This is a genomic window from Aquimixticola soesokkakensis, from assembly GCF_900172375.1.
Classification (GTDB): Bacteria; Pseudomonadota; Alphaproteobacteria; order Rhodobacterales; family Rhodobacteraceae; genus Aquimixticola; species Aquimixticola soesokkakensis.
This window is the reverse complement of record NZ_FWFS01000002.1, coordinates 1-26510: the sequence shown is the minus strand read 5'-3', so window position 1 is coordinate 26510 and position 26510 is coordinate 1. Positions and strand designations below refer to the sequence as shown.

General features: G+C 62.9%; 22 protein-coding genes. 11 read left to right on the top strand and 11 right to left on the bottom strand.

Going from position 1 to position 26510, the window contains the following annotated elements; all coding sequences use genetic code 11:
- Positions 1 to 51: 51 nt before the first annotated feature.
- Together AQS8620_RS03125 and AQS8620_RS03120 are read right to left on the bottom strand one after the other, a co-directional pair.
- The gene (locus AQS8620_RS03125) at positions 52 to 1416 is read right to left on the bottom strand and encodes a DUF3500 domain-containing protein (protein ID WP_085835400.1); all 1365 of its coding nucleotides are present in this window, start codon (positions 1414 to 1416) and stop codon (positions 52 to 54) included.
- 234 nt (positions 1417 to 1650) lie between these two features.
- Positions 1651 to 2700, bottom strand: coding sequence for a Bug family tripartite tricarboxylate transporter substrate binding protein (locus tag AQS8620_RS03120; protein WP_085835399.1), 1050 nt, complete (start codon positions 2698 to 2700; stop codon positions 1651 to 1653).
- A 258-nt stretch (positions 2701 to 2958) separates the two neighbouring features.
- On the opposite strand from AQS8620_RS03120, the gene AQS8620_RS03115 reads away from it, so the two are divergent.
- Together AQS8620_RS03115 and AQS8620_RS03110 are read left to right on the top strand one after the other, a co-directional pair.
- Positions 2959 to 3897: an amidohydrolase family protein gene (locus tag AQS8620_RS03115; protein ID WP_159453188.1), complete on the top strand. Its 939-nt coding sequence runs from the start codon at positions 2959 to 2961 to the stop codon at positions 3895 to 3897.
- Between the two features lie 114 nt (positions 3898 to 4011).
- Positions 4012 to 5523 carry an aldehyde dehydrogenase (NADP(+)) gene (locus AQS8620_RS03110; protein ID WP_085835397.1) on the top strand — a complete coding sequence of 504 codons (1512 nt, stop codon included), beginning with the start codon at positions 4012 to 4014 and terminating at the stop codon, positions 5521 to 5523.
- Between the two features lie 65 nt (positions 5524 to 5588).
- Here the strand turns inward: AQS8620_RS03110 and AQS8620_RS03105 are convergent, their stop codons facing one another.
- From AQS8620_RS03105 to AQS8620_RS03090, 4 genes are all read right to left on the bottom strand, one after another.
- Positions 5589 to 6974: a c-type cytochrome gene (locus AQS8620_RS03105; protein ID WP_200809584.1), complete on the bottom strand. Its 1386-nt coding sequence runs from the start codon at positions 6972 to 6974 to the stop codon at positions 5589 to 5591.
- A gap of 3 nt (positions 6975 to 6977) precedes the next feature.
- A complete protein-coding gene (locus AQS8620_RS03100) occupies positions 6978 to 8570 on the bottom strand; it encodes a GMC family oxidoreductase (protein ID WP_085835396.1) in 1593 nt (530 codons plus the stop codon).
- Entirely contained in the window at positions 8567 to 9346 is a 780-nt protein-coding gene (locus AQS8620_RS03095; protein WP_085835395.1) for a sugar dehydrogenase complex small subunit, read from the bottom strand. Before AQS8620_RS03095 ends, AQS8620_RS03100 begins: the two co-directional genes overlap by 4 nt.
- A 272-nt stretch (positions 9347 to 9618) precedes the next feature.
- Positions 9619 to 10377 carry an IclR family transcriptional regulator gene (locus tag AQS8620_RS03090; protein WP_085835394.1) on the bottom strand — a complete coding sequence of 253 codons (759 nt, stop codon included), beginning with the start codon at positions 10375 to 10377 and terminating at the stop codon, positions 9619 to 9621.
- 293 nt (positions 10378 to 10670) lie between these two features.
- Between AQS8620_RS03090 and AQS8620_RS03085 the strand changes: the two genes are divergently transcribed.
- Complete coding sequence (locus AQS8620_RS03085) at positions 10671 to 12065, top strand: phosphohexomutase domain-containing protein (RefSeq protein WP_085835393.1); 1395 nt, start codon at positions 10671 to 10673, stop codon at positions 12063 to 12065.
- A gap of 95 nt (positions 12066 to 12160) precedes the next feature.
- Positions 12161 to 14863, top strand: a complete 2703-nt coding sequence (gene mprF / locus AQS8620_RS03080) for a bifunctional lysylphosphatidylglycerol flippase/synthetase MprF (RefSeq protein WP_085835392.1) — start codon at positions 12161 to 12163, stop codon at positions 14861 to 14863.
- Between the two features lie 52 nt (positions 14864 to 14915).
- Here mprF and AQS8620_RS03075 read toward each other — a convergent pair whose 3' ends face one another.
- A complete protein-coding gene (locus AQS8620_RS03075; RefSeq protein ID WP_085835391.1) occupies positions 14916 to 16622 on the bottom strand; it encodes an acetolactate synthase catalytic subunit in 1707 nt (568 codons plus the stop codon).
- A gap of 219 nt (positions 16623 to 16841) precedes the next feature.
- On the opposite strand from AQS8620_RS03075, the gene AQS8620_RS03070 reads away from it, so the two are divergent.
- Genes AQS8620_RS03070 through AQS8620_RS03050 form a run of 5 tightly spaced genes read left to right on the top strand, consistent with a single transcriptional unit; the run spans position 16842 to position 22083 of the window.
- A complete protein-coding gene (locus AQS8620_RS03070; protein WP_085835390.1) occupies positions 16842 to 18392 on the top strand; it encodes a 4-hydroxyphenylacetate 3-hydroxylase family protein in 1551 nt (516 codons plus the stop codon).
- A gap of 1 nt (position 18393) precedes the next feature.
- Entirely contained in the window at positions 18394 to 19194 is an 801-nt protein-coding gene (locus AQS8620_RS03065; protein ID WP_085835389.1) for a cupin domain-containing protein, read from the top strand.
- On the top strand, positions 19191 to 20483 hold the full coding sequence (locus tag AQS8620_RS03060; RefSeq protein ID WP_085835388.1) for a DUF3500 domain-containing protein: 1293 nt from the start codon (positions 19191 to 19193) through the stop codon (positions 20481 to 20483). The genes AQS8620_RS03065 and AQS8620_RS03060 overlap by 4 nt, the downstream gene beginning before the upstream one ends.
- Positions 20480 to 21319, top strand: a complete 840-nt coding sequence (locus tag AQS8620_RS03055; RefSeq protein WP_085835387.1) for a fumarylacetoacetate hydrolase family protein — start codon at positions 20480 to 20482, stop codon at positions 21317 to 21319. Before AQS8620_RS03060 ends, AQS8620_RS03055 begins: the two co-directional genes overlap by 4 nt.
- Positions 21316 to 22083 carry an alpha/beta fold hydrolase gene (locus AQS8620_RS03050; RefSeq protein ID WP_085835386.1) on the top strand — a complete coding sequence of 256 codons (768 nt, stop codon included), beginning with the start codon at positions 21316 to 21318 and terminating at the stop codon, positions 22081 to 22083. Before AQS8620_RS03055 ends, AQS8620_RS03050 begins: the two co-directional genes overlap by 4 nt.
- 25 nt (positions 22084 to 22108) lie before the next feature.
- Here AQS8620_RS03050 and AQS8620_RS03045 read toward each other — a convergent pair whose 3' ends face one another.
- A complete protein-coding gene (locus AQS8620_RS03045; protein ID WP_085835385.1) occupies positions 22109 to 22717 on the bottom strand; it encodes a glutathione S-transferase family protein in 609 nt (202 codons plus the stop codon).
- A gap of 167 nt (positions 22718 to 22884) precedes the next feature.
- On the opposite strand from AQS8620_RS03045, the gene AQS8620_RS03040 reads away from it, so the two are divergent.
- Both AQS8620_RS03040 and AQS8620_RS03035 read left to right on the top strand, forming a co-directional pair.
- Positions 22885 to 23766, top strand: a complete 882-nt coding sequence (locus AQS8620_RS03040; RefSeq protein WP_085835384.1) for an MBL fold metallo-hydrolase — start codon at positions 22885 to 22887, stop codon at positions 23764 to 23766.
- Complete coding sequence (locus tag AQS8620_RS03035) at positions 23741 to 24502, top strand: alpha/beta fold hydrolase (RefSeq protein WP_159453187.1); 762 nt, start codon at positions 23741 to 23743, stop codon at positions 24500 to 24502. The genes AQS8620_RS03040 and AQS8620_RS03035 overlap by 26 nt, the downstream gene beginning before the upstream one ends.
- Here AQS8620_RS03035 and AQS8620_RS03030 read toward each other — a convergent pair.
- The 3 genes from AQS8620_RS03030 to AQS8620_RS17000 all read right to left on the bottom strand — a co-directional run.
- Positions 24489 to 25052, bottom strand: coding sequence for a carboxymuconolactone decarboxylase family protein (locus tag AQS8620_RS03030; protein ID WP_085835382.1), 564 nt, complete (start codon positions 25050 to 25052; stop codon positions 24489 to 24491). The genes AQS8620_RS03035 and AQS8620_RS03030 overlap by 14 nt on opposite strands.
- A 67-nt stretch (positions 25053 to 25119) precedes the next feature.
- Entirely contained in the window at positions 25120 to 26109 is a 990-nt protein-coding gene (gene dctP, locus AQS8620_RS03025; protein ID WP_085835381.1) for a TRAP transporter substrate-binding protein DctP, read from the bottom strand.
- Positions 26110 to 26281: 172 nt separating this feature from the next.
- Positions 26282 to 26510: hypothetical protein (locus AQS8620_RS17000; protein ID WP_159453186.1), on the bottom strand; the 229-nt coding region annotated here is incomplete at its 5' end.

The following is a 26510-nucleotide window of genomic DNA, read 5'->3' as shown; positions in this document are numbered from 1 at the left end:
AGAGGGCCGCGCTTTGTCCAAAGCGCGGCCCGTTTCGTGGCAGGTCAGGGTCTATTTATGATGGTGATGCAGCTGCCCGTCACCGTGGTGGTGATCCTGGGCATGGGTGTTTTGGTGGCTGTGCTCTTTGGCAGGGCTGTGGGAATGGGCGTGATCTTGTGCCTGCGCCACCTGCGGGTTGTGATGGGCCGAGGTTTCATAGTGCTGGCGCAGCAAATCCGCCCCGTAGTCATTGCCGTTGGGGGTGCGCACCAGCGTGTGAATATGAAACCTTTCGGGTGCTTCGTTGTTCAGAACCACGCCTTGGTGGTGGTCAAATTCGATCATCACGACAGGGCTTTGGATGCGATAGTAAAACACGCTGTCCTCTTCCAATCCCCCCGCCCAGCAGAACCGCGTTTCGGCCCAATGACGTTCGAGATCTTCCATCTTTGCCGACAGGGGGCCTTGGGGCAAGGTGCGCAGGTAGCTGCGGGCCAGATCCAGCAAGCCCTGCTTTTGATCCGGGCGCAGATCGGCCCCTGTGATCCCTTCGTAGGGCACCACCACATTGTCGCAATAGGCGTTGCCAAGGTTCAAACCGTTGAGCGGATGATGACGCCCCGGCGGGAGATCACCGGGAAGGATGCTGTCATAGATCACTGCCTTGCGCCGCTGGTCAGCATCCAGCCCCTGGGCAAAGCGCAGCCCTGCGGCTTCCTCGTCCTTGAAAACGCTTGCCCCGGCGAATTGCCCCTCGGAGGCCTCATTGGGTTCGACCCCGAAAAAGATCGGCGTGTGCACCATTTGATCGCCCAGCATGAAACAGGTCATCGCCAGATGGTGACCGGCAAATTGCCAGCCCCAGGGTTCGCTCGTCGAGGGCGTGCCCCAGAAGTGGATGCGATAACACCATTCCCCCAGCAATTTTTCCGCCCCGACCAGTTCGCCCAGATATCCGTTCAGGCGCATCACATCGCGCAGGCGCGCGTACCCCTCAGCGCCCATGGCAGCGCGCAAAATGGCCATCACGGCGTCGCGCACGGGGGGGCGGACCTCGTCAAGGCGGATACCCTCCTTTTCGTAGTCGGGGATGCCGTTCTGCCAGCGGTTCTTTTGCATCGAGGTCACGGGTTGCACCACTTTGGCGCGCTGTGCATCGTTCAAAAGCCCAAGCATTTTGCCCGCGGCCTCCACCACGCTCAGGGTCGGTGCGCCTTCGGAGCGGATGGAAAAAACGTCGCGCATGACCGTGCCGTCGGTTGTGATCCCCTTGAAATTTTCCGGTGTGATCTCGGCAATTTCTGCTGCGCGGCGCGTCCAGCGGCGTTCGGGCATCGTGTCCAGAAAATCCTGCGGTCCCATGCCATAGAGGCGGTGGGTGCCCATGGGCGGGATGAAATCCTTGAAGGTGGTTGGGGTCTTGTGATCTGACATGCAGAACTCCTGTCGCTTGTGCGCAGTCTGGTTGGTTTTGTGCGGCGGGTCAGCCCGTTTTAGGGGTCATTGATTGGCCTGTTGGGCCGGGGCGGGCGGGGTCGTCAGACCGGCTGGCACAACGACGAAAGGCCGCGCAAGATGCCGGCCGATCGGGGGTCTGTGCGCAACGTATCAGCACGGGATCAAAGCGGCCCGCCACAAAGGGCCAAAGGGCAGGGCCGCTTTGACGGCTTAGTCGACCATGAAGCCGCGGACTTTTTCGAGGGTTTCCTCGGAGGCCGCGTAGAAATCGTTGATCATCCCGTTCAGATCGTCATCCGACAGCGACAGCACGACCGGCGTGCTCAGCATTTCCTGCATGTAGGGCACGAATTCGGGGTCTGCGAAGGTCTCGTCAAAGGCCGCGCGGATCGCCTCGACGCGCTCGGCGGGCACTTCGGCGGGCACGGCGATGGGGCGACCCGAGGCCGAGGAGGTCATCAAGAAGTTGGCCACCGCCCGTTGGTTTTCATCGGTGATGTAATCCTCGAGGATCGGCAGGTCCGGCCAGCGTTCGTCGGTTTCCTTGGCCATCAACATGATCGGCTTGAGCGTGCCCTCGTCGATCATCTGACCGGCTTTGTTGGTCTTGTTGAGGATGGCATGCGAGCCTTCCATCCAGCCGCTGACCTCATCGCGTTCCAGCGCCAGATAGACCTCGCCCGACCCTTGGTAGCCCGCCACGATGTCCATTTGCGTGCCGATATATTCGTTCATCAGCGCGGGAAAGACGCGGTTGTAATTGGTAAAGGAGGTCGAGCCGACGACCAGCGTCTTGTCGAACAGATCCTGGGCGCTTTGGATATCGCTATCGGTTTTGGCATAGAGCGCATAGGGGTAGTCGCCGTTGCGGATCGAGCCGATCCACTGCACGTTATGTGGGTCGAATTGGGCGGTCTGGCCGGTCACCAGCGGCGTCGTCAACACGTTGCCCAACAAAAATCCGATGGTCGTGCCGTCTTTGGCTTCGGTGTTTTGAAGCTGGGCAGCGGCCACAATCCCGCCCGCGCCGGGTTTGTTCACCACGATAAATTCGGGTTTTCCGGGAAAATGTTGGGCAAATTTCGTCACAAAGGTGCGTGCGATCGTATCGGCAAAGCCACCGGGCGCAGCGGCGACAACCATCGTCACGGTTTTGCCCGTGTAAAACTCTTCGGCGGTTTGGGCCTGCACAACGGCGGTGCTTGCCAGCAGCGCGCCAAGGCCGAAGACCGCGCATTTACCTGTGTTGAAAATTGTCATGTATTCCTCCCAAGAATATAGTGCCCGCCTGTGGATGCGCCCTGCAAAGGCCACGCAACAGCCGGCTGCCTGAACCTTGGCATCCTGCCCCCCGGGGAACAAATCGGATTGCGCACCCTGCCAATAAGAAAAGGGCTGCGGCGGTGCGATTTTTCAATTCCCAAAGCAAGGGTTTCGATGGGGAAGTTTGGGGAGTTTGGCGTCACAGTGGCGCGGCGCGGGGGCTGTCCTTGCGTGCTTTCGCGAGGAGCCTTTGAGATGACATTTACCCTAAACAGACGGACGGTTTTGGCCCATGGCGGTGCGGCGACGGCGCTTGCCGGGCTTGGCGGCGGTGTTTCTGTCGGGCTGGGCGTCGGTCGCGCGCAGGCGGCCCCCCTGCCACGCCAGATCACCGACGGTCAGGTTCACATCTGGCAAGCAGGCGGCACCAAAAGCCCCAGTGCCAGCGGCCGTCAGGACCCGTTGTCTGCCGAAGAACTTCTGGAAACGCTGGACGCGAATGCTGTCGATCGCGCGGTGATCGTCCCCCCAAGCTGGGCGGCGCGCGGCAATGATTATGCCCTTGAATCGGCTCAAAAATACCCGGACCGCTTGGCAGTTTTGGGCCTGATTTCCATGCCCGGCGAAGATCAGCGTGCCACCGTCGAGACATGGATGGATCAGGCCGGAATGGCGGGCATGCGGATGTTCCTGTCCAGCGACAGCGGCACGGCATGGCTGGCCGAAGGCGGGGCCGACTGGCTCTGGCCCGTGCTTGCGCAAAAGCAAATTCCGGTTTCGGTACATGCCGGTGACAGTCTTGATGTGCTGGCGCAGGCCGCCCGCGCCTATCCCGACCTTAAACTATGCGTGGATGCCTTTGGCCTCGGGCGCGGGGTCGAGGAGGACCAAGCCCTGCCCAAATTCCGCATTGTTGCTCAAAAACTTGCGCCTTTGCCCAATGTGATGCTCAAAACCGGGGCCATCCCGCGCGATAGCGCAGCCGCCTTTCCCTTTCCCGACATGCAGGCGCTGGTGCGTCACGCCTATGACAGTTTCGGGCCCGAGCGGCTGATTTACGCCTCCGATATCACCCTTTTGAAGGGCCCCTATTCTGAGGGTCTCGATTTCTGGAGCGCGCTTGATTTTACCTCCGAGGCCGACCTTGCCGCGATCCTTGGCGCCAACATGAACCGTTGGATCGGCTGGGCCTGACGCCCGTCAGACATCGATCAGGGCGGTGCGCTGACGCGATTTCTGCCCCGATTCCTGCGCTGATTTGGGCGCGATTTTTTACCCTGACACAAGACACAGAAAGTGACCCTCTTGATGCGATTTACCCCCCATGGAAAACACCTGATTGCGGGCGACTGGATTGCCACCGATGCGCGGTTCTCGTCCGAGCCTGCCCACGGGCCTGCACATGAGTTCGGGGTCGGAACGGTTGAACTGGTGGATCGGGCGGCCTGTGCGGCGCAGGCGGCCTTTCCTGTCTTTAGCACGGTCTCGCGCGCGCAACGGGCGGATTTTCTCGACACCATCGCCGATGAGATCGAGGCGCGTGCCGCGGCGATCACCCAAATCGCGACGCAGGAAACCGGCCTGCCCGAGGCGCGCCTGAACGCCGAGCGCGGGCGCACGACGGGCCAGCTTCGCCTCTTTGCCGATCACATTCGCAAGGGCGACTATCTGGATCGCCGGTTCGACCCGGCGCTTCCCGATCGCGCCCCTGTGCCGCGCCCTGACATGCGGATGATGCAGCTGCCCCTTGGTCCGGTGGCGGTCTTCGGGGCGTCCAACTTTCCGCTCGCCTTTTCCACGGCGGGCGGGGACACGGCCAGCGCGCTTGCCGCTGGCTGTCCGGTGGTGGTCAAAGGCCATTCCGCCCATCCCGGCACGGGCGAGATCATCGCCGAGGCGGTGCTGGCGGCGATCAAAGCCGCTGACATGCCGCGCGGGGTCTTCAGCCTGGTGCAGGGCGGGCGGCGCGACGTGGGAACGGCCCTCGTTACCCATCCGCTGATCAAGGCCGTGGGCTTTACGGGGTCGCTGGCGGGGGGGCGCGCGCTGTTTGACCTATGCGCGCAGCGCGCTGAACCTATTGCGTTTTTTGGGGAACTTGGTTCGGTGAACCCGATGTTCATTCTGCCCGAGGCAGGAGCGGCGCGCGCCGCGCAGATCGGTGCAGGATGGGCGGCGTCACTCACCATGGGGGCCGGTCAGTTCTGCACCAATCCCGGCATCGCGGTTGTCGCGCAGGAGCAGGCGCAGGCTCTGGCAGAGGCGACTGCACAGGCGTTGGGCGCGACCGGTGCGCAGACCATGCTCACCGACGGTATCGCGCAGGCCTATCGCACGGGGCGCGCGCGTGTGGCGGCGGGCAGGGGGGTGCAGGAGGTGCTGACCTCGACCTGCGATTTGCGCCAGGCCACGCCCTATCTCTACCGCGTCTGCGCCACCGATTGGCTGGCCGATCACAGTCTGAGCGAGGAGGTCTTTGGCCCGCTGGGGGTGATCGTGACGGTGGAAAATCCCGCCCAGATGGTGGCCGTTGCCCAAAGCCTTCAGGGGCAGTTGACCTGCACGCTGCATCTGGACGCGGGCGACACGGAGACGGCGCGCGGGCTTTTGGCGATCCTGCAACATAAAGCGGGGCGCATTCTGGCCAACGGTTTTCCCACGGGGGTCGAGGTGTGCGACACGATGGTGCACGGCGGACCCTATCCTGCCAGCACCAACTTCGGGGCGACCTCGGTCGGGACGATGGCAATCCGGCGGTTCCTGCGGCCCGTCTGTTTCCAGAACCTTCCGGCCGAGATCCTGCCCCCCGATCTGGCGTAACGGCGATCTGGTCAAACGATGATCTGGTCAGGAGGGGGCGGCCGCGCATGGCGGCCCGCCCCGCTTTAGCGGATGCGCCGCCGCCTGCGGATCAGTACCGCAAGGCCTGCGATCAGGATCAGCGCCCCAAGGCCCAGCCCGGCGATCGTCAGGGCTTTGGCATTGGCAAGCAGCCAGCCGGTTTGCACCACGCCATTGCGAATGTTCCAGACCTGCGCCTGCGTGACCGGCGCCAGCGCCTTTGCGCCAAAGCCGGTGCGCACATAGCTGGCGAGTTTGGCAACCTCTGCATCGGTGAACTGGTCGCCAAACGCGGGCATGAGGCTCGCATCTGGGTCAAGCGTCAGCTGCGCACCGTTCAGGATGGTCATGACCAGATTGCCCGGATCGTCCAGGGCGACGGCGGTATTGCCCACCAGCGCGGGATGCGCGCCGTCCACAGACCCCATGCCGTCCCATCCATGGCAGGTTGCACAGGCCGCTTGATACAGCCGGGCGCCGCTCATGTCGGTGGTGTCGATATAGTCGTTGAGACCAGAGAGCGGCGGCTCGATGTCGGGAATGCTGGCCGGATCGCGCGCGCCGCGCACTGGCCCGTTGCCCGCAACCGCTGGCACGCTCACCAGATAGGCAGCGATCGCATCGAGATCACTTCGGGGCATTTTGCTGAAAGAGCGTTCTACAGCCGTGCCCATTTCGCCGCCCGCAACGCCATGCGCGTTGCGCCCGGTGGCAAGAAAGCGCGCGATGTCATCGCGGCTCCAGTCGCCAATGCCATCCGGCCCTGCGGTGATATTGGGGGCGATCCATTCGCCAACCGCGCCGCCGCCCAGAAAGCTGTCGCTTTCCTCGCCCATAAGCGCGTTGCGCGGGGTGTGGCAGGTGGAACAATGCGCAAGGGTTTTCACCAGATATTCGCCCCGCGCCGCACTGCCTGCCTCGGCATTCGCACCCGCCACGACGTCCCCGTTCAAAAACAACAGGTTCCAGCCCGCCATGATCGCGCGAAAGCTGAAGGGAAAGCCAAGGTCGGTGTGCGGCGGCACGTTGTCGCTGGGGTCAACCCCGAGCTGCAGATAGCTGTAAAGCGCCTTCATGTCGCTTTCGGCCATCCCCGCATAGGCCGTGTAGGGCATGGCGGGGTAGAGAAAATGCAGATCGGGCGCGCGCCCTTTGCGCATGGCCGTGTCGAATTGATCAAAGCTCCAATCGCCGATGCCCTGCGGCGAGGGCGTGATATTGGCCCCGTAGATCGTGCCCAGCGGGCTGTCGACGCCATAGCCTCCGGCGAAATCACCTTTGCCCTCGGGGTTGGTGTGGCAGGCCGCGCAATCGCCTGCAACGGCCACGGCTTTGCCCGCAGCGACCAGCGCAGGATCGGCCTGTTGCGCGCTCAGCGGCCCTGCGCAGAGCGCGGCGAGAAGAACGAGGATGGGACGCATGTGTTTCATCGCTCAGAGCTCCTTGACCAGCGTGTCGCCGGCGCGGATCGCAAGCGCGATACCGGTCAACGTCGGGTTTACCGTGGCGGATGTGGGCATGACGCCCGTTGTCACGACAAAAAGGTTGTCGTGGTCGTGGGTCCGACAGTCTTTATCGACGACGGAATCGGCGGGATCATCGCCCATGATGCAGGTGCCCATGATATGGAACTGGTTGCGCCATTGGTTGGGCGCGGTCAGGACCTCGGCCCCAAAGGCCTGCGCGAAATTGGCAAAGTCGCGTTGCGCCTGGGGCAACATGGCGCGCACGTACCGGTCGAGGCGATAGGTCACCTTGAGGCCGGGTAAGCCGATGCTATCGGTCCAGTCGGGGTTGGGCTGGACCCGGTTTGTGGGGATGGCGAGGGTTTCGGACATCGTCGAAATCTGCATGTAGCGGCCCGCGCGGTCGCGAATGGCATCATCCAGCGCCTCGCCGCGCAGACCCTGTTCGATCAGATCGGGGGCGATATCGAGGTTGGGCACAAGGTTGCGAAACGAATAGCGGATTGCGGAATGTTGGGCGCGGCTGGGTTCGTCGCGCCGGTTCACGATACAGCCGTGCTGCACCGATCCGCGCCCCGTCCACAGCGGCTCGTCTGCAAGGAAGGAAAAGGTGAGGCCCGTGTGGTCCATCAGGTTGCGCCCGACCTGATCCGAGCTATTGGCAACATCCGACATCAACAGCAACTTCGGGCTTTCAAGCCCGTGGGAGGCAACGACGAAGCGGCGTGCCGTCAGCTGGTGGTCCGAGCCGTCGGGTTTGCGAAAATGGACCGCCGTGATCGCGCCGCCTTCTCCCGTTTCCAGCTTGAAGGCGACGCTTTCGGTGCGCAGATCCGCGCCCGCGGCCACGGCTTTCTCCAACGTCATATCGCCCGAATACATCGCGCCGATCGGACAGGCCGGTTCGCAGTTGTTGTTGCCGATACAGGCAGGCCGCCCGTCATAGGGCCGCGAGGCCCGCCCGCAGGGTTCATGCGCAATACTGTAGCCCATGTCCGTCAGTTTCGACGTCATGCGCTGCACGGAATAGGGCATGGCTTCGGGGGGCATGGGGTAGTCTTGCGACCGCGGAGGATAGGCGCCCCGGTTCTGGCCGGACTGGTCGTCCTGGGCGGTGCCCGACACGCCGACGGAGCGTTCGGCCTTGACGTACCACGGTTCGAGATCATCGTAGGAAATGGGCCAGTCACGCCCGACCCCGTAGGTGGATTTCAGTTTGAAATCATTGGGCAAAAGCCGCCAACAGGCCGCCGCCCAGTGTCGCGTTGTCCCGCCCGCAACCCGCAGGTAGCTGGTGACATAGTCGAAATCCGCATCGCCCGTGGCCTCGATATAGCCCTCCATGTAGGAATGCGGCGCCCAAGGCAGGCGCGGGTAGGGGGCGTTCCAGTTGCGCTTGGCGGCGTCTTCGTGAAAATTCTGCACGGCCTTCCAGCGCGGCAATTTGGTGCCTGCTTCGAGGATGATTACCGATTTTCCAGCCTGCGCGCATTGCAAGGCCACGTGAGAGCCGATCGTGCCGGAGCCGATGATGATCACATCTGCATCATAGTCGCTCATTTGGAGTCCCCCTCGCGCGTCTCGCTGTCACTGGTTTGGGCGCCAGTGGTTTGGGCGCCAGCCGAGGCCTGCGCGGCTGCGAGGGACTTGGCGTTGACCTCATCGGATGTCAGCGGTGCGGCCCCGCCTGCGAGGGCCGCGCGCGCGGCGGTGATCGTCGTCGCGTAGCCTTGCATCATGTAAAGCCAGGCCGGATCAGGGTCGGGCGGGGATGTTGTGGGTTTCAGCCCCGCAAGCCCCCAGGTTGCGACATTGTCAGCCATCGCGGGGGCCGCTACGCCCTCGGGCACGGCACTCCAGTAATTCGCACCGCGTTTCGAATAGGCCGGACGCGGGGTGACATCGCCCGTCGGCTCGAACATCAGCGCTTGCAGATAGGTGACGAATTTGCCGTCATAATCCATCGAGCTGGTGGAGACGCTGCCCACATAGCCCAGATACCATGCCTCCAAAATCGCAAGTGCCGTGGCGGCATCGGTGTCGCTAAGGCTGTCGGAAAGGGTTTGCGGATCGGTGCCGCTGGCGGTCTCGAGCGCGCGGATCAAGCTGGCAAGATGGCTGGGAAAGGCAGCGTCCTGCGCGCTGAGCAACTCCTGAACCCGCATCGCAGTTTCAGGGGCAAGTGTGCTGCGCCCCGTCAGCAGGGCACTGGCGCGGGCGATATCGCTGTCTGTTCCCGCCGTTTGGGCAAAGACGCTGCGCGGGGAAAACAGCGGTATGGCGATCAGGGAAACAAGAAGCTGGCGGCGGGAGAGGCGGGTGTGAGCTGGTGACATGGGCAGGGAGACCTTTGAAACATAATAGCGCGGTGAGCACGCGCCGGTCTTATGCTGTGCCTGACGGCTTGAAGGTCAACGCCTCAGGCGGTCACATTACTCCCCGCTTATCGCGGCCTGCACGTTTCTTATGGGATTGGAAGTGCAAAATAACGCCAGGTTAACTGCGTGAACACTGCCCAGGTCCGGCCCTGTCCTTCCCGCCCGTCAAACAGGGGAGCACGGGGGCACAGGGAGCAGGGGGGCACGGGGAGCAGGGGGGCTGAAGGGGCTTAGATGGAGGCGCCAAAACGCTCTTGCACCGCACGGCGAAAGGCCAAAAGTGCGGATTTCAGGTCCTCCTCGCGCCGCGCGAACCGCGCGCTTGGCATGGCAATCGCCACCGCCAGCTTGCGCCCGCCAAACGGGGGCAAGGTGGTCGCGATGGCACAGGCTTCAAGCGAGAATTCTTCGCGATCGATGTAGAGTCCGAGCTGGCCGAAGGCCTCGACCTGATCCAGAAGCCGGGCGCGTTCGGTAAAGGTTTTGGCGGTAAAGGCGGGAAGTTCGCTTGGCAAAAGCGCTTCGGCCTCGGCGCGGGTCAGCTGGCTGAGATGGGCTTTGCCGTTGGCGGTGGCGTGGATGGGATGCTCTTTGCCCACATGGGAAACCACGCGGATCGACTCGTTGGAGGCCTTTTGGTCGATGACAATCACCCTGTCGCCCTCGAAAACGGTGAGGTCGATATTGTCACCGATCTGTTGGTGCAATTCGTCCATCATCGGGGCCAGAATGGTGCGCGCATCCAGATTGACCTGCGCCCCAAGCCGCGCCAGTTCCATACCTAGAAACACGCCCTGCTGGCCGAAATTTTTCGTCACCAGCCCTTCGTTGTTCAGCGCGCCCACAAGGCGTTGAACGGTGGAACGTGCCAGACCGGTTTCCTTGGCAATTTCGCCCAGCGAGGCACCGGGACGTGCGCCGATGGCGCGCAGCACCGCGACGGCGCGCGAAATCGATTGGCCATCGGTGGCGCGTGTCTTCTCGCTCACGGGGGTCTCCGTCGGGTTTCTTGCGCCTCCTAGCTACTCTGACGCTTGGCCTCGTGCAACTGTCGCCCGCCCCATGCGAAAAATCGGCGGCTTTCGCGCGCGCCTTGCGGATTTCATGGGCAGGCGTGCCACGCACGGTGGCTTGTTACTCGACCTTGGTGCGCCTGCGCTGTAGCGTGGCACAAACGGATCGGCGCAGGCGCGTGCGGCCCGTGGCTGTGTTGGCGCCAGAGCCGTGTGAAATCGACGAGAACCACGGGAGTGCCGCCCCGTGTATAAAAGGACATCGCCACATGGCTCCTTCTTTTGGTACCAGCGGCCTGCGCGGGCTCGTGGTTGACCTCACCGACGATCTGATTGCGGATTATCTGCATGCATTTCTGACCACCCAGCCCGATTGCGACACGCTGTATCTGGGCCGCGACCTGCGCCCCTCCTCGCCGGCCATTGCCCAGACCCTGAGCAGCGCGGCTCAGGCCTGTGGCATCCATGTCGTCGACTGCGGTGCGCTGGCCACACCCGCCTTGGCGCTGGCCTCTCTTCCGGCGCGGGCGATGGCAATCATGGTCACCGGCAGCCACATTCCCGCCGACCGCAACGGCCTGAAGTTCTACAGTCCCGAGGGCGAGATTTCCAAAGAGGACGAGGTCGCGATCTCCGCCGCCTACGCGCAAAAACTGCGCCCGAGCGCGCGGGCTGGCGGCAGCTACCGGGCCTATCCGCAGGCGCAGGCGCAATACGTCGCGCGCTACGTCGAGGCCTTTGGAAAAGGCGCTCTGGAGGGGCTGCGCATCGGGGTCTACCGCCATTCCTGCGTGGCGCGCGATGCGATCGAAGCCGTGTTGACGGGATTGGGGGCGCAGGTCGTGCCGCTGGCCCATTCCGACAGCTTCATCCCCGTCGATACCGAAGCCGTTGATCCCCAAACCCGCGCCGATCTGGTCACTTGGGCACGCGATCACACGCTGGATGCGGTGGTCTCTGCCGATGGCGATGCGGATCGCCCGCTGCTGGCCGATGCTTCGGGGACCGTGATCCCAGGCGATGTCCTGGGGGTGTTGAGCGCGCGCTATCTCAAGGCGGCCATCGTTGTCACGCCGGTCTCCTCCAACGACATGGTGCGCCGCTGCCCCGAATTCGAAGAGGTGATCCTGACGCGCATCGGCTCGCCCTTTGTGATCGCGGGCATGGCCGAGGCGCGCGCGGCGCAGCGCGCGGTCGTCGGTTTCGAGGCCAACGGCGGCTTTTTGCTTGGCTTTGACGCGCAGCTTGCCGCGCCTTTGTCGGCGCTGGCGACGCGCGATTGCCTGTTGCCGGTGCTCGCGCCGCTGCACGGGGCCAAGCTGTCGGGCCAAAGCCTTGCCCAGAGCGTGGCCGCCCTGCCGCCCTGTTTTACCACCGCCGATCGTCTGCAAGACATCGACCGCGCGCGTGCCCACGTCTTTCTCACGGGGTTGATTGAAGATCCCCACAGCCGCGCGGCCTTCTTTGCTCCCGTCGGCCGGATCGCAACCGTCGATCTGACCGATGGTTTGCGGGTCAATTTCGACAGCGGCGATGTCGCCCACCTGCGCCCCTCCGGCAATGCGCCCGAATTTCGGGTCTATGCGCAGGCCGCGGATCAGGCGCGCGCGCGCGACATTCTTGCGCGCACGCTTGTTTTGGTGTCGGATGCGCTGACCCCCTGATCGCCGCCTGACCGCCCCGCCTCATTGGTACTTGCGCTGTTGAAATTTTGCGCGCTGCTGGATACCACCGCGCCAAACCGCATCGAGGGCCACAAATGACCGACCAGAGCGAACCAACGGCGCAGCTTGCGACCTCTCCCAAACGGGACGGGGGGGCGAAAGCTTTGGATGCCAAGGGGCGGCTGCGCACGCTGATGCCGATCGTGATCGGGCTGGTTTTGTTCTGTCTGGGGATCTGGGCGCTGGCCCATGAATTGCGCAGCGTGCACATCGGGGGCGTATTTGCACAGGTGCGCGCGATGGATCCGCAGCTTCTGTTGGCGGCCGTGGCTGCCACTGCTGCGGGCTACGGCGCGATGGCGGGCTATGACCGTTGGGCGCTTGCCTCTGTGGGCAAACACCTGCCCGCGCGCACCGTGGCCTTGGGCAGTTTTCTGGGCTTTGGCTTTGGAAATACCGTGGGCGTCAGCGTTTTGTCGGGCGGCGCGGTCCGCTGGCGCATCTATTCGGCTTTCGGGTTGAACGCGTTCGAGATGGCCTCCGTGTCGTCCTATATTGCCATTTCCGTGGGCTTGGGCCTGTCGCTTGTCGGGGTCGCCTCCGTGGCGATCCATCCTGCGGCGCTGGCCGCGCTTGTGCCGCTTTCGGATCTGGCGGTGCGTATCATCGCCGTTGCGCTGTGCCTTGTCTCGCTTGCGGGGCTTTTTGCGCTCTCGGCCAGCAAAAGCACCCTCAAGATCGGCCGGTTCGAAATGGCCATGCCGCCGCCAAAGGTGCTGGCGGGTCAAATCGTGCTCTCGCTGTTTGACACCACAATGGCGGCGCTGGCGCTTTGGGTGCTTTTGCCCGCTGGCGGGCCTGATTTCATCGACTTTTTGCCCATCTACGCCGCCGCGACGATGATCGGCATCGCCAGCCATGTTCCCGGTGGCGTGGGGGTGTTTGAAACGGTTGTCATCGCCGCGATGCCGGTCTCCGCCGACGGCCAGTTTGGTGTCGAACATATTGCGGCGGCGCTTTTGCTGTTTCGCTTGATCTACTTCCTGCTGCCCTTTGCGCTGGCCTTTGTCGTTGTCGCGCTCAACGAGGCGCGCATGGCGGGCGGTTGGATCGCCAAGGTGTTTGGCGGGATTTCCGAGCCGATGAAGCCGGTGGTGGGCGCCTTGGGGGGCGCGGCACCGGGTCTTGCAGCGCTTTGGGCGCTCGGGTTCGGGGCTTTTTTGATCTTCGTGTCGCTGATGCCCTCGGCCTTGCCCCATCTCTACCGCGAACCCGATGAGGTCGATCTTGTCGCGGCGATCCTGTTCGAGGGCGGCACCATGGCCTCTGCGGTGATCGGCACCATCCTGATCATCCTCAGCCAGGCCCTGCGCCGCCGCATCGAGGGGGCATTCTGGTTGACGCTACTGGCGCTCGGGGGGGGGATGGTTGCTGCCCTTCTCAACAATTTCGACTATCGCACGGCCATCGTTCTGGTGCTTGGCGCGCTGGCGCTTTTGCCGTTCCGGCGCGAATTCCACCGCCACGCAAAGCTGACGGAGGGGGTGTTCAGCCCTGCGTGGTTCGCGGTGGTCGCAGCCGTTGTCATCGCGGCGCTGTCGTTCTTGTTTTTCCTGCGCGAGGCCACGCCCTATTCCGACGCGTTCTGGACCGAATTCCGCCCCGGTGCCAACACGCCGCGCGCCTTTCGCGCAGGGCTTGCAGGCTCCGCGGTCTTGCTGGCCTTTTCGATTTACATCGCCCTAAAACCGGCGCGAAAGCCGGCCTTTGCGCCTGATATCGATCAGGTGGCCAAGGCGCGGGCCATCGTCACTCGGCAAGACGATCCACAGGCCTGCCTCGCGCTTTCGGGCGACAAAAGCTATGAATTCTCCGCTCAGGGCGGGGCCTGCGTGATGTATGCGCGTCACCGTTCGAACTGGGTGGCCTTTGGCGATCCGATCGGGGATGCCGAGCAATCCACCCAAGCGGCATGGAGCTTTCGCGAGGCGGCTTTTGCGGCGGGCGGACGCCCGATTTTCTACGAGGTGAGCGCCCATCGCCTGCCGCTCTGGATCGAGATGGGCATGGTCTTGCACAAAGTGGGCGAAGAGGCCGTGATCCCCTTGCCGGAATTTTCGCTGTCGGGGTCCAAATTCAAAACCATGCGGGCGGCGTTCAACAAAGCGCAGCGCGAAGGCTATGCGCTTGAGATGCTGGCACCGCCCCATGCGCCCGAGCTTATCGAGACGCTGCGCGGGGTCTCGGACGCCTGGCTGGGCGGGAAAACCGGTCGCGAAAAAGGGTTTTCGGTGGGACGCTTCGACGCGGCCTATCTGGACAATTTCCCCATCGCCGTGATCCGCAAAAACACAGCTCAAACGGGTGATCTGCCCGCCAGCCAGGGGCCGATCGTGGCTTTTGCCAATGTCATGGCGCCGGGGAGCGGCGCGCGGGTCGCGATTGATCTGATGCGCTATCTGCCTGACCATGCCTCTGGAATGATGGAGTTTTTGTTCCTGTCGCTGATCGAGCACTACCGCGAGGCGGGGGCGCAGGAATTCAGCCTCGGGGTTGCGCCGCTGGCCGGGTTGAACGAACGGCGCACGGCGAAACTCTGGGATCGCTTCGGGCATCAGATGTTTCGCCACGGCGGAGCGTTTTACAACTTCGAGGGGCTGCGGGCCTTCAAACAGAAATTCCGCCCCGATTGGCGTCCGCGCTATATCGCGCTACCGCCCAATGTGTCGCCCATGGTGGCCATGGCCGAGGTGGCGCTGCTGATTTCAGGCGGCGCCCGCGGGATTTTGGGAAAATAGGCTGCGCAGACCCAAGTCGGCGCGCGCAGCCCTGCCGGTTTATATGTCCGGTTTATGTGTCGAGGCTGCCCGCAAAAAGCGACAGCGCGGGATGCGCGGCGGGGGAGGTGACGACCTCGATCATGCGCGGGGCGCGCGCGGCCAACGCTTCGCGCAGGGCAGGGGCGATCTGATCGACGCGATCGATGCGCAGGGCCTGCATCCCGACCGCTTTGGCGACCTGCGTGTGGTCAACCTCGCCAAAATGGCACGAGGTGGTGTATTTGCCGAATTTCACGGTTTCGGCATCTTTCTGGAAGCCGAGAATGCCGTTGTTGAGGACGATGGTGACCAGCGGGATGTTGTGGCGCATTGCGGTTTCCAGTTCCGCCCAGTTGTGGGCAAAGCCGCCGTCGCCCACCAGTGCAATCACCGGGGCGCCCTTGCGCGCCATTGCCGCGCCAAGCCCCATCGGCATCCCCCAACCCAGACCCGCCAGTCCGCGCGGCGTGATAAATCGCGCACCAGTTGTCGCGTTGCGCAGCTGTCCGACGACCCACATCGACGAATAGGAGGCATCGGCCACGACCACCGTTTCAGGGGTAAGCAGCCTCTGGAGTTCGGCCATCAGCCGTTCGGGGCGCATCGGGGTTTCATCCGAGGCGGCATATTTTGCGCGCGCGCTTTCGAAATCCGCCCAAGCCGTGGCGATCTTGGCCTCAAGTCCTGCGCGCGCGGCCTTGCGCGCCGCGAGGTCCTGCGCGGCAAGGGCGGCTTTGAGCGCCGTCAGCGTTTCGCGCGCATCCCCTTGCAGGCGCAGCGCCTCATAGGTGCGGCCAATTTCCATCGGGTCGATGTCGATGTGAATGAAGGTCGCGCCTTGCGGATAGATTTTCCAGTTGTCGGTGCCGTTCTGGTTGGTGCGCGTGCCGATCAGCAACACCACATCGGCTGTTTCGAGCAGGGGTTTGGTTTCGCGCGCGAGCGATGCGGGACCGTTCAGCGCGCCTTGCACGCCGCCCGCCAGCGGGTGGGTTTCATCGACCGCGCCCTTGCCCATGTTGGTGGTAAAGACCGGCAGATGGGCCAGATCCATCACCTCGCCCAGGATCGCGCTGGCATCGCTGATGTTCACGCCACCGCCCGCAATCACAACGGGGTGCTTTGCGCCGGCGATCAGCCGGGCGGCTTGGGCCACCGCAGCGCTGGCGGCGGCGGGGCGATCAAGCGGGAAATGCCCGAGGCTTTGCGTGCGTTTGTAGGGGGCTTTGCCTTGCGGGCCGCGCAGCACATCGGCGGGCAGCAGCAGCACCACAGGACCGGGTTTGCCGGTGGTCGCCGCCGTTAGCGCCATGTCGATGTAGTCATCCACGCGGTCGGGATCGTCAATGCGGCGCACAAATTTGGTCACGCCATGAAACAGCGCGAAATGGTCGAGTTCCTGAAAAGCGTTGCGATCCACCGTGGGGGTTTCAACTTCCTGCACGAAGGCAATCATCGGGATGCCCGCCTGTTTTGCCTCGGCCATGGGTGGCACCAAAAGCGTGGCGGCAGGGCCGTTTTGCGCCACCACCATGCCGATGCGGCGCGACACACGGGCATAGGCGTCGGCCATGGCGCCCCCGGAATTTTCCTGTCGGTAGGAAATCTGGCGGATGCCGTTGTCTTCGCAGGCCAGCACCAGCGCCGAGGGCAGGCTTTGGCCGAAAAAGCAGTCGATCCGGTGGCGTTTGAGCGCGCGAACGATCTGATGGGCGACGGTGTTATCAAGCGAGGACATGGGGGCAAGCTCCGGTCATAGGGTCATTTTCCAAAGACATGCCACGCAAAGCGCAGCGGGGGATTGCCTGAGAGTCGCCAATTTCAGAGCGCGGGTCCGCAGGGCATGCTGCGCGCCTTCGCGCAGGCCCAAAAGCTGGCGACTCTCGTTCAAGACCGCCTCTGCGGGTTCTGGAACAGTCGGGGCAACGCCTTTGAGCCAGATTGAGAGGACCACCAAATGAGTGCGACAACTTTGACAGCGCCTGCCCGTGCCAAAACCAGCAAGGATGGAAAACGTCCCCAGACGGGGGCAGAATATCTGGACTCGATCAAGGATGATGGCCGCGAAGTCTGGGTCGATGGCGAGCGCGTGCGCGATGTGACCACCCATCCGGCGTTTCGCAATTCGGCCCGCATGGTCGCGCGGCTTTACGAGGCGTTGCACGACGAGAAAAACGCCAAAACCATGCGCGCGCCGTTGCGCGATGGCACGGGCTGGACCCATTCGGCCTTTCAGGCACCGCGCAGCCTTGAAGAGAGCCTGCAACAGAAAGACGCCTATGCGCTTTGGGCGCGGGTTGGCTATGGCTGGCTGGGGCGTTCGCCCGATTTCGTGGGGGCGGCTTTCGTGCCCAGCCTTGAGGTCGAGGCGGAGTATTTCGGGGAATACGCCGATAATGCGCGTGGTGTGGCCAAACACATCCGCGAAAATGTGTCCTTCATCGGCCATGCGATCGTGAACCCGCCCATCGACCGCTCGTCGCCCGAAAAAGCCCAAGACATCATGATCCGCGTCGAGGAAGAAACCGATGCGGGGATCATCGTGTCGGGGGCCAAAGTGGTCGCGACCGGATCGGCGCTGGCGCAACAAATCCTCATTGCGCATCATTTCATTCCCGTCACGGACAAGAAATTCGCGCCGGTCTTTGTGCTCGACGTGAACAGCCCCGGCGTCAAGATGTACTGCCGCCGCTCCTATGAGGGCACGGCGAACCAGACCGCCAGCGCCTTTGATGCGCCTTTGTCATCGCGGCTGGATGAAAACGATGCCATCCTTGTGCTCGACCGCGTGCTGGTGCCCTGGGAAAACGTGCTGATGTATGATGCGCAAAAGGCCAATACCTTCATGGCTGTGCCCGGACAGGCGTCGCGCGGATTGTTGCAGGCAGGGGTGCGCTTGGCGGTCAAGCTCGATTTCCTCTGCGGGGCCTTCATGAAAGCGGTCGAAGTCGGCGGCACCAAGGATTTTCGCGGCGTTCAGGCGGCCGTGGGCGAGGCAATTGCCTATCGCCACACGCTTTGGGCCATCATGGAAGCCATGGCGCGCGACAGCCACGACTGGCAGGGGCAATACCAGATGCCCAACCGCGTGCATGGCCATGCCTATCGCGTGATCGCCGCCGATATGTATTCCAAAATCCGCCAGTCGGTGTTGCGTCATGTGGCCTCGGGGCTAATCTATCTGCCGTCCTCGGCCAAGGATCACCTGAACCCCGACATGAGCCCGCTGCTCGATCAATATGCGCGCGGCTCCAACGGGATGTCATCGGTGGACCGCTCCAAGATCCTCAAGCTGACGTGGGATGCGTTCGGGTCGGAATTTGCCTCGCGTCACGAGCTGTATGAAACCAACTATGCAGGGTCGCAAGAACAGGTGCGCGTCGATCAATATGTGCGCAGTTTCCAGAATGGCACGGCAGAACAGATGCTTGGCCTCGTCGATACCTGCATGGCCGAATACGATCTGAACGGCTGGAAAGCGCCCGACCTGTTCAACGCGGGCCACTAACATGCGCAATATCATCCCCAACCCCGAGGAGCAGTTCCCCGAGACCTTCAAATCCCTCTGGCTCAACGGGCCGGAGGGGGGCGTGGACAGCTGCAATTTCCTGATCAGCCGCGTGCCCCCGGGCCATAGGGGGCCGCGCCTGCACACCCATCCCGTGGACCAGTTCTATGTGATTTTCGAGGGGCAGGCGACGGTGCAGATCGGGCGCGATGTGTTCAAGGTCGGCCCGATGGCGATGGTCCATTTCCCCGCCGGCACGCCGCATTGCAACTGGAATGAAACCGACGCCTACGAAAAACATCTGGAGCTGATGGTGCCCCGCCCGCCCCAAGACCGGCTGATCGAATATTGGGAGGGGGAGGTGCCCGAAGTGCCCGATGCCGCCGCTTTGATCACCCCGATCACCCCCGATGGCTACACGATGGGGCGGCTGTTTGCCTCGCAACATCTGGCGCGCCGCGAAACGGGGTCAGAACATGCGCGCATCTATGCAGCCCAAGTGCCCGTGGGCGCGGGCGGTCCGGCGTTGCATTTTCACGATTTCGATCAGTTTTACTATGTTTATGGCGGTGAATTGACGATTCAGGTCGGCCATGAACGCGCCGTGGCGCGCACAGGGGATCTGGTGATGCTGCCCAAGGGCTGTGTGCATACCAACCTCAATCTCGGCACCACGCCGGAATACCATCTGGCAATCCTGATCCCCGAACCTGCATCGGGCACTCAATTCGACTACAAGGTACAGATCGACTATTCGACTGCTCCGCCTTTCGTCAACGAACCCGAAGGCACCCTGACATGAGCCATGCAGCCCCGTCCAAAACGCTGGCCCCGCTAACGGATGCCAAGCTGAAAGCGGCCTTTGGCCAGATGGCGCATCCGCGCGACTTTCGCCCCTTTGTGCCCGCGCAAAAAGCCCCCCCTGCGCTGAATTCGACCCGCCATCAACGAACGGCCGAAGTGATGGAAGGGGCCTTCTTCCAAGAGCAATTCGCGCTGATGACGAAAGCCATGGAGGCGCCTTTTGTGGGGGTCCGTTTCGACGGGCAGGAGGCGGCGGGAACGCGCACGCTTGCGGGCAATGACGCCCCGATTGCCGAGATGACAACGGCCATGCGCGCGCTGCAAGCGGTGCTGCGCCCAGAGATCGCGGCTGCGGTGTGTTTGCCAAGCGATGCGCCCGCGTGGCGGCGCTGGCACAACATGCCCATGGCCTGGCCGCGCGATGGTCTGGGCCTTGAGGAAATGAACACGGCAGAACGCGACGCGGTGATGGCGCTTTTGCGCAGCTCCCTGTCCCAAGAAGGCTTTGCCACGCTACAGGCGTTGTTGGAAATCAACCGCTTTTCGGGCGAATTGATCGGGCGGGAAAAATACCTGAACGAATTTTGCTACACGGTGGGCCTGTTCGGCACCCCCGAGGATGACGCTTGGGGGTGGCAATTTTACGGTCACCATATTTGCCTGTCCTGTCGTGTGGTCGGTGACACCTATGTGCTCTCACCGACCCTGCTGGCGGCCGAGCCGACCGTTGTCGACACAGGGCCCAAGGCAGGAATCAACGCCTTCATCGAGACGGAAGAGGCCGCGCTGGACCTGATCCGCGGGCTGGCCCCCGATCTGCAGGCGCGCGCCATCGTGCTGCCCTCGATCCTGAGCGGCGATGTGCCCGCGGGTCGGCGGCACTGGGCCGACAGTCTGCATCTGGGCGGCGCATTTCGCGACAACCAGATCATCCCCGCAGAAGGGGTCTGTGCGCAGGAGTTCACCCCTGCCGACAAGGCGCGTCTGATGACGCTTTTCGAGACGTTTTTCACCGCCCTGCCGCAAGGACCGGGTCGCGCGCGCAGGGCGGAAATCGAAGCGCATCTGGATCAGACCTGGCTGGTGTGGATGGGGGGCATAGATGATTGGTCGCCCTTTTATATCCGCCTCTATTCGCCTGTTGTGCTGGTCGAACTAGATCATCACCAAGCGGTCTTTTTGACCAACAAAGAACCGGCCCGTTTCCATGTCCACACGATCACCCGCACGCCTAACGGCGGGGATTACGGCATGGATCTGGTCGCCAAACTGCGAGACACAAAATGAAATTTGCCACAGTGACCCATCAGGGTGCCCTCCGGTTCGGCCTTGTCGAAGGCGATGCGATCCACCTTGCGGCCCATGGGCTGACCCTTAAATCGGTGGTCGCGGGGGATCTGGCGGCCATCGCGCAGGACTTGCGCAGCCGCCCTGCGATTCCTCTGGATGCCGTGCAATTTGCCCCCGTCATCCCCGATCCGGCGCAGATTTTTTGCGCGGGCCTGAACTATCAGCATCACCGCGACGAAACCCGCCCCGAGCATCGCAAGGCCTATCCCGAACACCCCGTGATTTTCATGCGCTTCGCGACCTCGCTTTGCGGGCACGGGGCGCAGATTGTCAAACCCCGCAACTCCGATGTAGTCGACTACGAGGGCGAGCTGGCGGTGATCATCGGCAAACCCGGGCGCTACCTGACGGCGCAAACCGCGATGGATCACGTCGCAGGGGTCGCCTGTTTCAACGATGTGTCGATGCGCGACTGGCAGATGAAGGGCGAGCAATGGGGACCGGGTAAAAATTTCCCGACCTCCGGCCCCTTTGGCCCCTACATGGTCACGCTGGATGAAACCGGCCCGCTGGAAGAGCTGGAATTGCGCACCCTGTTGGACGGGGAAATCATGCAGCGCTCCAAGCTCGACTTTCTGATTTTCGATATCCCGACCCTCATCGCCTATTGTTCGCAGTTTTGCGAATTACTGCCGGGGGATGTGATTGTCACCGGCACGCCGGGGGGGGTGGGCTTTACCCGCCGTCCAATGGTTCTGCTTGAGCCGGGCAAGGTGGTAAGTGTCGAGATCGACAACGTCGGCCGGTTGGAAAACAGCGTTATCGCGCAATGAGTTACGCGCAAGTTAACGGGGTTAGCCTGCATTTCGACTGGCGAGATGGCGCGGGAGTTCCGCTGGTTTTGCTGCACGAAATGGGCGGGGCGTTGGAAAGCTGGGATCTGGTGCTGCGCCATCTGCCCGGGCGCGCCGTTCTGCGGCTGGATCTGCGTGGCTTTGGGCGGTCTGAAAAGCCGTCCGGAGCGGTCGCTTTGTCCGATCACACAGGGGATGTCACCGGTTTGATCAAGCTGCTGGGCCTTGGGCCTGTGCATCTGGCGGGCTGCGCGGTGGGCGGGGGCGTGGCCATTGCCACCGCGGCTGCCATGGGGCCGCAGGTGGCGGCGCTTACCGCCTTTGCGCCTGCAACAGGCGTGCCGCCCGAGCGGCGCGCAGGTGTTTTGAACCTCGCGCAGATGTTGGAGGAGGGCGGCTTGCGTGCGTTTCTGATGAAGGACACATTGCCCAAAGCATGGCCTGAACCCCGGTTCGCGCAGAGGGGGGAAGGGTTCGAGATCTTCTGTGGCACGCAACTGGGCACCTCACCGGCATCGCTGGCGGCGACCTATCGCATGCTCGCGCAGATGGACCTTGGGCCCGCCCTCTCCGGTCTGACCTGTCCTGCGCGATTTGTGGCAGGGACGCAGGATGTGGCGCGCACACCCGCGCTTGTCAAAGCCGTGGCAGAGCGCGTGAGAGGCGCGAGATTTTGCGAAATCGACAGCGGGCATTTCATGGCGCTGCAAACGCCAAAGCTGGTCGCCGATTTGCTTGCCTAGCGGTGGGGCGCCTACACAATGGCGCCTAGACAAAGGGCGGGGTTTGAAAGGCGGTATCGGCGACACAGGGCCGCGTGCTGATGTCTGCATACCAGCGCGCGGCCACGGGCGCATCCGCAAGCCAGAGGAACTTTGGAAAGCGCATGTCCAGATAGGCCAGCAGTGCGCAAAACGCGATGTCGCCCGCGTCGAACCGCCCTTCCGTCAGGCGCGGCTCCATCCAGGAAATTCCGCGTTTGATGGCCGCGACAAAGCCTGCGATATGCGCCTCTGTATCGCCGTTTTGCGCACGAAACTGTTCATCAAGAATGCGCACGGCCTTGTCCATCATCCCGTTGGCCATGGCATGACGCGTCAGGCAGTCCTGACGCGTTCCAGCGGGAAACAAAGCGCCGCCCGCCGCATCGTTGAGCACTTCCAGAATGGTGAGGCTGTCGAAAATCATCCGCTCCCCTGCCATGAGCGTCGGGATCATGCCCAGAGGATTATCGACCAGCAGTTCGGGAGCAGGGGTCATGGGGGTGGTCACCACGTCCTGTGTGGTTATTTGATCCGCAAGACCCAACTCATGGGCTGCAATCATCACCTTGCGCACGAAGGGCGAGCGCGGTGAGGTATAAAGATGCCAGGTCATGCGGGGGTCCTTTCCATGGGGGTCTCGTCGCTGTCGGGTCAGCCTAGCGCCAAGGGCGGGCCGCGCAACGCTCAAAGCGTGTTGCTTGACGCTGGACCAAAAACTGCGCCACCAAGGGTCAAGACCCCATAACGCCCCCCTGTCAGACTGAGGGTCGGAGGATTCCCATGATGTATCATCGCAAAATCGGCGCGGCCGATGTCTTTAACATTGTCGAAATGATCGGCCCGACGCATGACCCCAAAATGCTCTATCCCGCGCTATCGCCTGCAAAATTTGCCGAAATCGCGCCACAGCTGACGCCGGCGCATTACCGCCCCGAAGTGGGCAAACTGGTGATCGGCATCCAGATCTGGGTGGTGCGTCTGGGCAAGGAGGTCATCGTCATCGACACGGGTGTCGGCAATGGCAAGCCGCGCGGATTGGCGCGGTTTGACCGGCTGAACACGCTGGTCCCAAGCTGGCTTGCGGCGGCGGGGGCGGCACCCGATCAGGTGACACAGGTGATCAACACCCATTTGCACGGCGATCATGTGGGCTGGAACACCACCGCGGATGGATCGGGCTGGGCCGCGATGTTCCCCAATGCGCGCTACTGGATGCCGCGCAAGGATTATGCGCATTGGCACCGCAAATTTCTAGAGACGCAGGGCATTGGTGAAACCGAAGCCTTTGTGGATGCGATCAATCCGCTCGTTGAGGCGGGGCGGGTGGAATTTTACGACGAGGGCCTGGAATTTGCCCCCGGTCTGAGCGCGCGCAATGCCTTTGGCCATACGCCGGGAATGATGCGCGTCGATCTCGAGAGCGAGGGCGAAAAAGGGGTGTTTTGCGCCGATATTTTCCACTCGCCGCTGCAAATCCTGTGCCCTGACATCAACACGGTGATTGATGTCGAACAGGATGTGGCGCGCAACACGCGACACGCATTCCTGGCAGAGATGGCGCAAACGGGCGCTTTGGTCATGCCGTGCCATTTCGGCGCGCCGCATTGCGGGCGAATTGCGCGCACGCAAGAGGGCTATGCGTTTGTTCCCGAAGGTGCCTGACCCCGCCGTCTTTTCCTGCGATGACGGGGCGCAGCTGTCCTATCGGCTGCGGCGGGGGGCGGGGCCGATTCTGGTGCTGGCCCATCCGCATTCGGGCACGATGTCCGGCTTTGCGGCCGTGCTGTCACGCTATGGCGGTCCGGTTTTGATCTGGGATCGTCGGGGCTACGGGCAGTCGACGCGCGGGGCGTATGCGGAAAGTCAGGGGGCGGATTTATCCGCGCTATTGGCCCATCTGAACATTGCTCGGGCCGTGTTTGTCGGTGTGGCGGCGGGCGGTGCCTGCCTTGTGGAGTTTGCGCGGCGGAGCCCGTCAAGCGTTCTGGGGTTGGGCTTTGCGTGCTCTTTCTTGGGGCAACCCGCGCGCGACTGGTTTGCGCTGACGCAAGAGGATTCCCCGCAGGGCACATGCGAGGAGCGCGAGCTTTCGGATGTTTTCCGCTCGACAAATGCTGCGCAGCATTGGCGCCGGCAAGAGGCCGAAAACCAGCGTCGAAATGCGGGCGAGCCTGCGCAGTTTTGCCCCGCTGATCCGGCGGCTCTGACAGATATGGCCCCGCTTTGCATCGCGACAGGCGCGCGCGACCGCCTGTTCACCCCCGCGATGCTGGCACAGGCGAAACAACGCTATCCGCAGGCCAAGACACACCTGTTCGCCCATGCCGCCCATGCGCCCCACGTCGAAGATCCTGACGCCTTTTCAACGTGGTTATCCGATCTCGTCAGTCGCGTTTAAGACTGTCGTGCGCGCCCTCGGGGAGGGCGACATCCCCTTCGTTTAGCAGCAGGGCAATGGTCGTGTAGAGGCCGCAAAAGAGGATCAGATCCACAATTTCGGCTTCAGACATCTCGCTTTGCAAGGCTGCAAGGGTGGCCGCGGGCGTCGGCGTGCCCCTGTTCAGGGCCGTGACATAGTCAAAGACCGCATTCAGGCGCGGTGTCAGGCCGAGGGGGCGCTGTTTATTGTTCAGGGCGGCGATCTGGTCGGGCGAAAATTGCTGCGCAGCAATTGCGCGCCGCTCGTGGGTCCACCACGCATAGCGCGCGCCCGCAGAGCGCGCCAGGATCAAGACCGCAAGGCGACGGCTGTCGCTGTCGATCCTGGAAAACCCGCCGTTGAAGTGATCCAGAAGATCGACGATCTTTGCACCTGATTGCGGCGACTTGAGCAACAGGTTGAACGGTCCGCCGATCCCGTCCGAGGACACTTCGAGCACACGCTGTGCCAAAGGTCGGGCCTCGGGGGGCAGATCTGCCAGAGTGTCGAGCGTGAAACGGTCCGGCATGGCGGCCTCCTGTCGTGACAAAGGGGCCGACGGTTTCCCACCGGCCCCGCCGAGATTAGGCGATCTCTCACTGCGCCGCGAGGGCTGTCTCAAGCGCGGCGAGATAGCCGGCATTCGCCGGATCGGAGTCGAGGTAGACGTCGCGCGCGGCGGCAAAGGCAGGTTCGAACGCGACCATATCGCTGTCGCTGGCCTGGATGATTTTGACGTTGGGCAGGGCGCTCATTTCGTCGTGCTCGCGGTCGCGCAGATAGGCCGAGGCCCATTTCGTCATCTCGAGGCCAGAATTTTCGTCAATGATCTCGCGCAGGTCGTCGGGCAGGCTGGTGTAGAAATCCTGGTTCATCACCACAAAGGTCAAGCCGCCGCCAAATTCGCCCTCGTAAACCTCGCTCAACAGGCTTTCCATCCCGAAGTCGAAGATCGCGCCTGCGGTGGACATGATGCCATCAATGGCGCCTTTGGAAAGGGATTGGTAATATTCGGGCACCTTGATCGCGACAGGCACACCGCCCATGGTTTCGATCACTTTGGCCCGCATCTGGCTGCCCATGCCAATTTTGGCGCCGTCGAAGTTGGCGTAATCCGCCATCGGATTGGCCATGAAGAAGCTGTTGTTGTTCACAACCTGCACCCACATCACCTTGACCTCGTCGCTGCCGCCAAGCGTACCTTCGGCATAGGTTTGCCACAGGGCAGCGCCGGCCACCTCGGGGTCGTGGTAGAGGCCCGGAACGCCGATCACGTTAAAGCCTGCAAAGCGTGCGCCATAGGCGGCGGGCACGTCCCAGGCCATATCGGCCACGCCCTGTTCAACGCGGTTGACCGCATCGCCCATCTTGGCCAGCGTGCCGTCGCAATAAAGTTCGTAGTCGATCCGCCCGTCAGAGGCGGCTTTGACCTTTTCGCCCCAGACATCAAGGTAGCCCTTGCAGACGTTGCCGTTGGACGATGCCCCTGCGGCGATGCGAATGGTGACTTCGGGGTCAGCCGCATGGGCAGCACTTGCGCCAAGCACCATCATCCCTGCAAGACCGATGTATTTCGTGAATGTCATGGTAATCCTCCCTGTGCCGGGCGGTGCGGTTTCCCGCCCGCCGCTGGACTCACAATGAAAGGCGCGCGCGGTTTCGTCTTGACGCAGAGTTGCCAAGTTTTGGTGTCGCGCGCCCCGCTTCGGTGCGGGAACCAGTGCCGTACCCGCGCGCAGGCGCGGATTACTGCGCGTTTTACTGCGCGGCCAAAGCCGCCTCGATGGCGCTCAGGTAGGCGGCGTTTTCAGGGGCGCTGTTGACATAGACCGCGCGCCCTGCGGCAAAGGCGGGCTCAAGGGCGACAAGATCTTCGGGCGTTGCGTCGCGGATCGTGACACCCTCAAGGCGCGCCACGGCGCGGGCCTCTTCGTCGCGCAGATAGGCCGCGGCGGCCTTTGAGGCCTCAAACCCGCTGTGCGCGTCG

Coding starts and splice junctions, on each gene's coding strand:
- AQS8620_RS03125 (WP_085835400.1), bottom strand. CDS start 1,416: ATGTCAGATCACAAGACCCCAACCACCTTCAAGGATTTCATCCCGCCC.
- AQS8620_RS03120 (WP_085835399.1), bottom strand. CDS start 2,700: ATGACAATTTTCAACACAGGTAAATGCGCGGTCTTCGGCCTTGGCGCG.
- AQS8620_RS03115 (WP_159453188.1), top strand. CDS start 2,959: ATGACATTTACCCTAAACAGACGGACGGTTTTGGCCCATGGCGGTGCG.
- AQS8620_RS03110 (WP_085835397.1), top strand. CDS start 4,012: ATGCGATTTACCCCCCATGGAAAACACCTGATTGCGGGCGACTGGATT.
- AQS8620_RS03105 (WP_200809584.1), bottom strand. CDS start 6,974: ATGAAACACATGCGTCCCATCCTCGTTCTTCTCGCCGCGCTCTGCGCA.
- AQS8620_RS03100 (WP_085835396.1), bottom strand. CDS start 8,570: ATGAGCGACTATGATGCAGATGTGATCATCATCGGCTCCGGCACGATC.
- AQS8620_RS03095 (WP_085835395.1), bottom strand. CDS start 9,346: ATGTCACCAGCTCACACCCGCCTCTCCCGCCGCCAGCTTCTTGTTTCC.
- AQS8620_RS03085 (WP_085835393.1), top strand. CDS start 10,671: ATGGCTCCTTCTTTTGGTACCAGCGGCCTGCGCGGGCTCGTGGTTGAC.
- mprF (WP_085835392.1), top strand. CDS start 12,161: ATGACCGACCAGAGCGAACCAACGGCGCAGCTTGCGACCTCTCCCAAA.
- AQS8620_RS03075 (WP_085835391.1), bottom strand. CDS start 16,622: ATGTCCTCGCTTGATAACACCGTCGCCCATCAGATCGTTCGCGCGCTC.
- AQS8620_RS03070 (WP_085835390.1), top strand. CDS start 16,842: ATGAGTGCGACAACTTTGACAGCGCCTGCCCGTGCCAAAACCAGCAAG.
- AQS8620_RS03065 (WP_085835389.1), top strand. CDS start 18,394: ATGCGCAATATCATCCCCAACCCCGAGGAGCAGTTCCCCGAGACCTTC.
- AQS8620_RS03060 (WP_085835388.1), top strand. CDS start 19,191: ATGAGCCATGCAGCCCCGTCCAAAACGCTGGCCCCGCTAACGGATGCC.
- AQS8620_RS03055 (WP_085835387.1), top strand. CDS start 20,480: ATGAAATTTGCCACAGTGACCCATCAGGGTGCCCTCCGGTTCGGCCTT.
- AQS8620_RS03050 (WP_085835386.1), top strand. CDS start 21,316: ATGAGTTACGCGCAAGTTAACGGGGTTAGCCTGCATTTCGACTGGCGA.
- AQS8620_RS03045 (WP_085835385.1), bottom strand. CDS start 22,717: ATGACCTGGCATCTTTATACCTCACCGCGCTCGCCCTTCGTGCGCAAG.
- AQS8620_RS03040 (WP_085835384.1), top strand. CDS start 22,885: ATGATGTATCATCGCAAAATCGGCGCGGCCGATGTCTTTAACATTGTC.
- AQS8620_RS03035 (WP_159453187.1), top strand. CDS start 23,741: ATGCGTTTGTTCCCGAAGGTGCCTGACCCCGCCGTCTTTTCCTGCGAT.
- AQS8620_RS03030 (WP_085835382.1), bottom strand. CDS start 25,052: ATGCCGGACCGTTTCACGCTCGACACTCTGGCAGATCTGCCCCCCGAG.
- dctP (WP_085835381.1), bottom strand. CDS start 26,109: ATGACATTCACGAAATACATCGGTCTTGCAGGGATGATGGTGCTTGGC.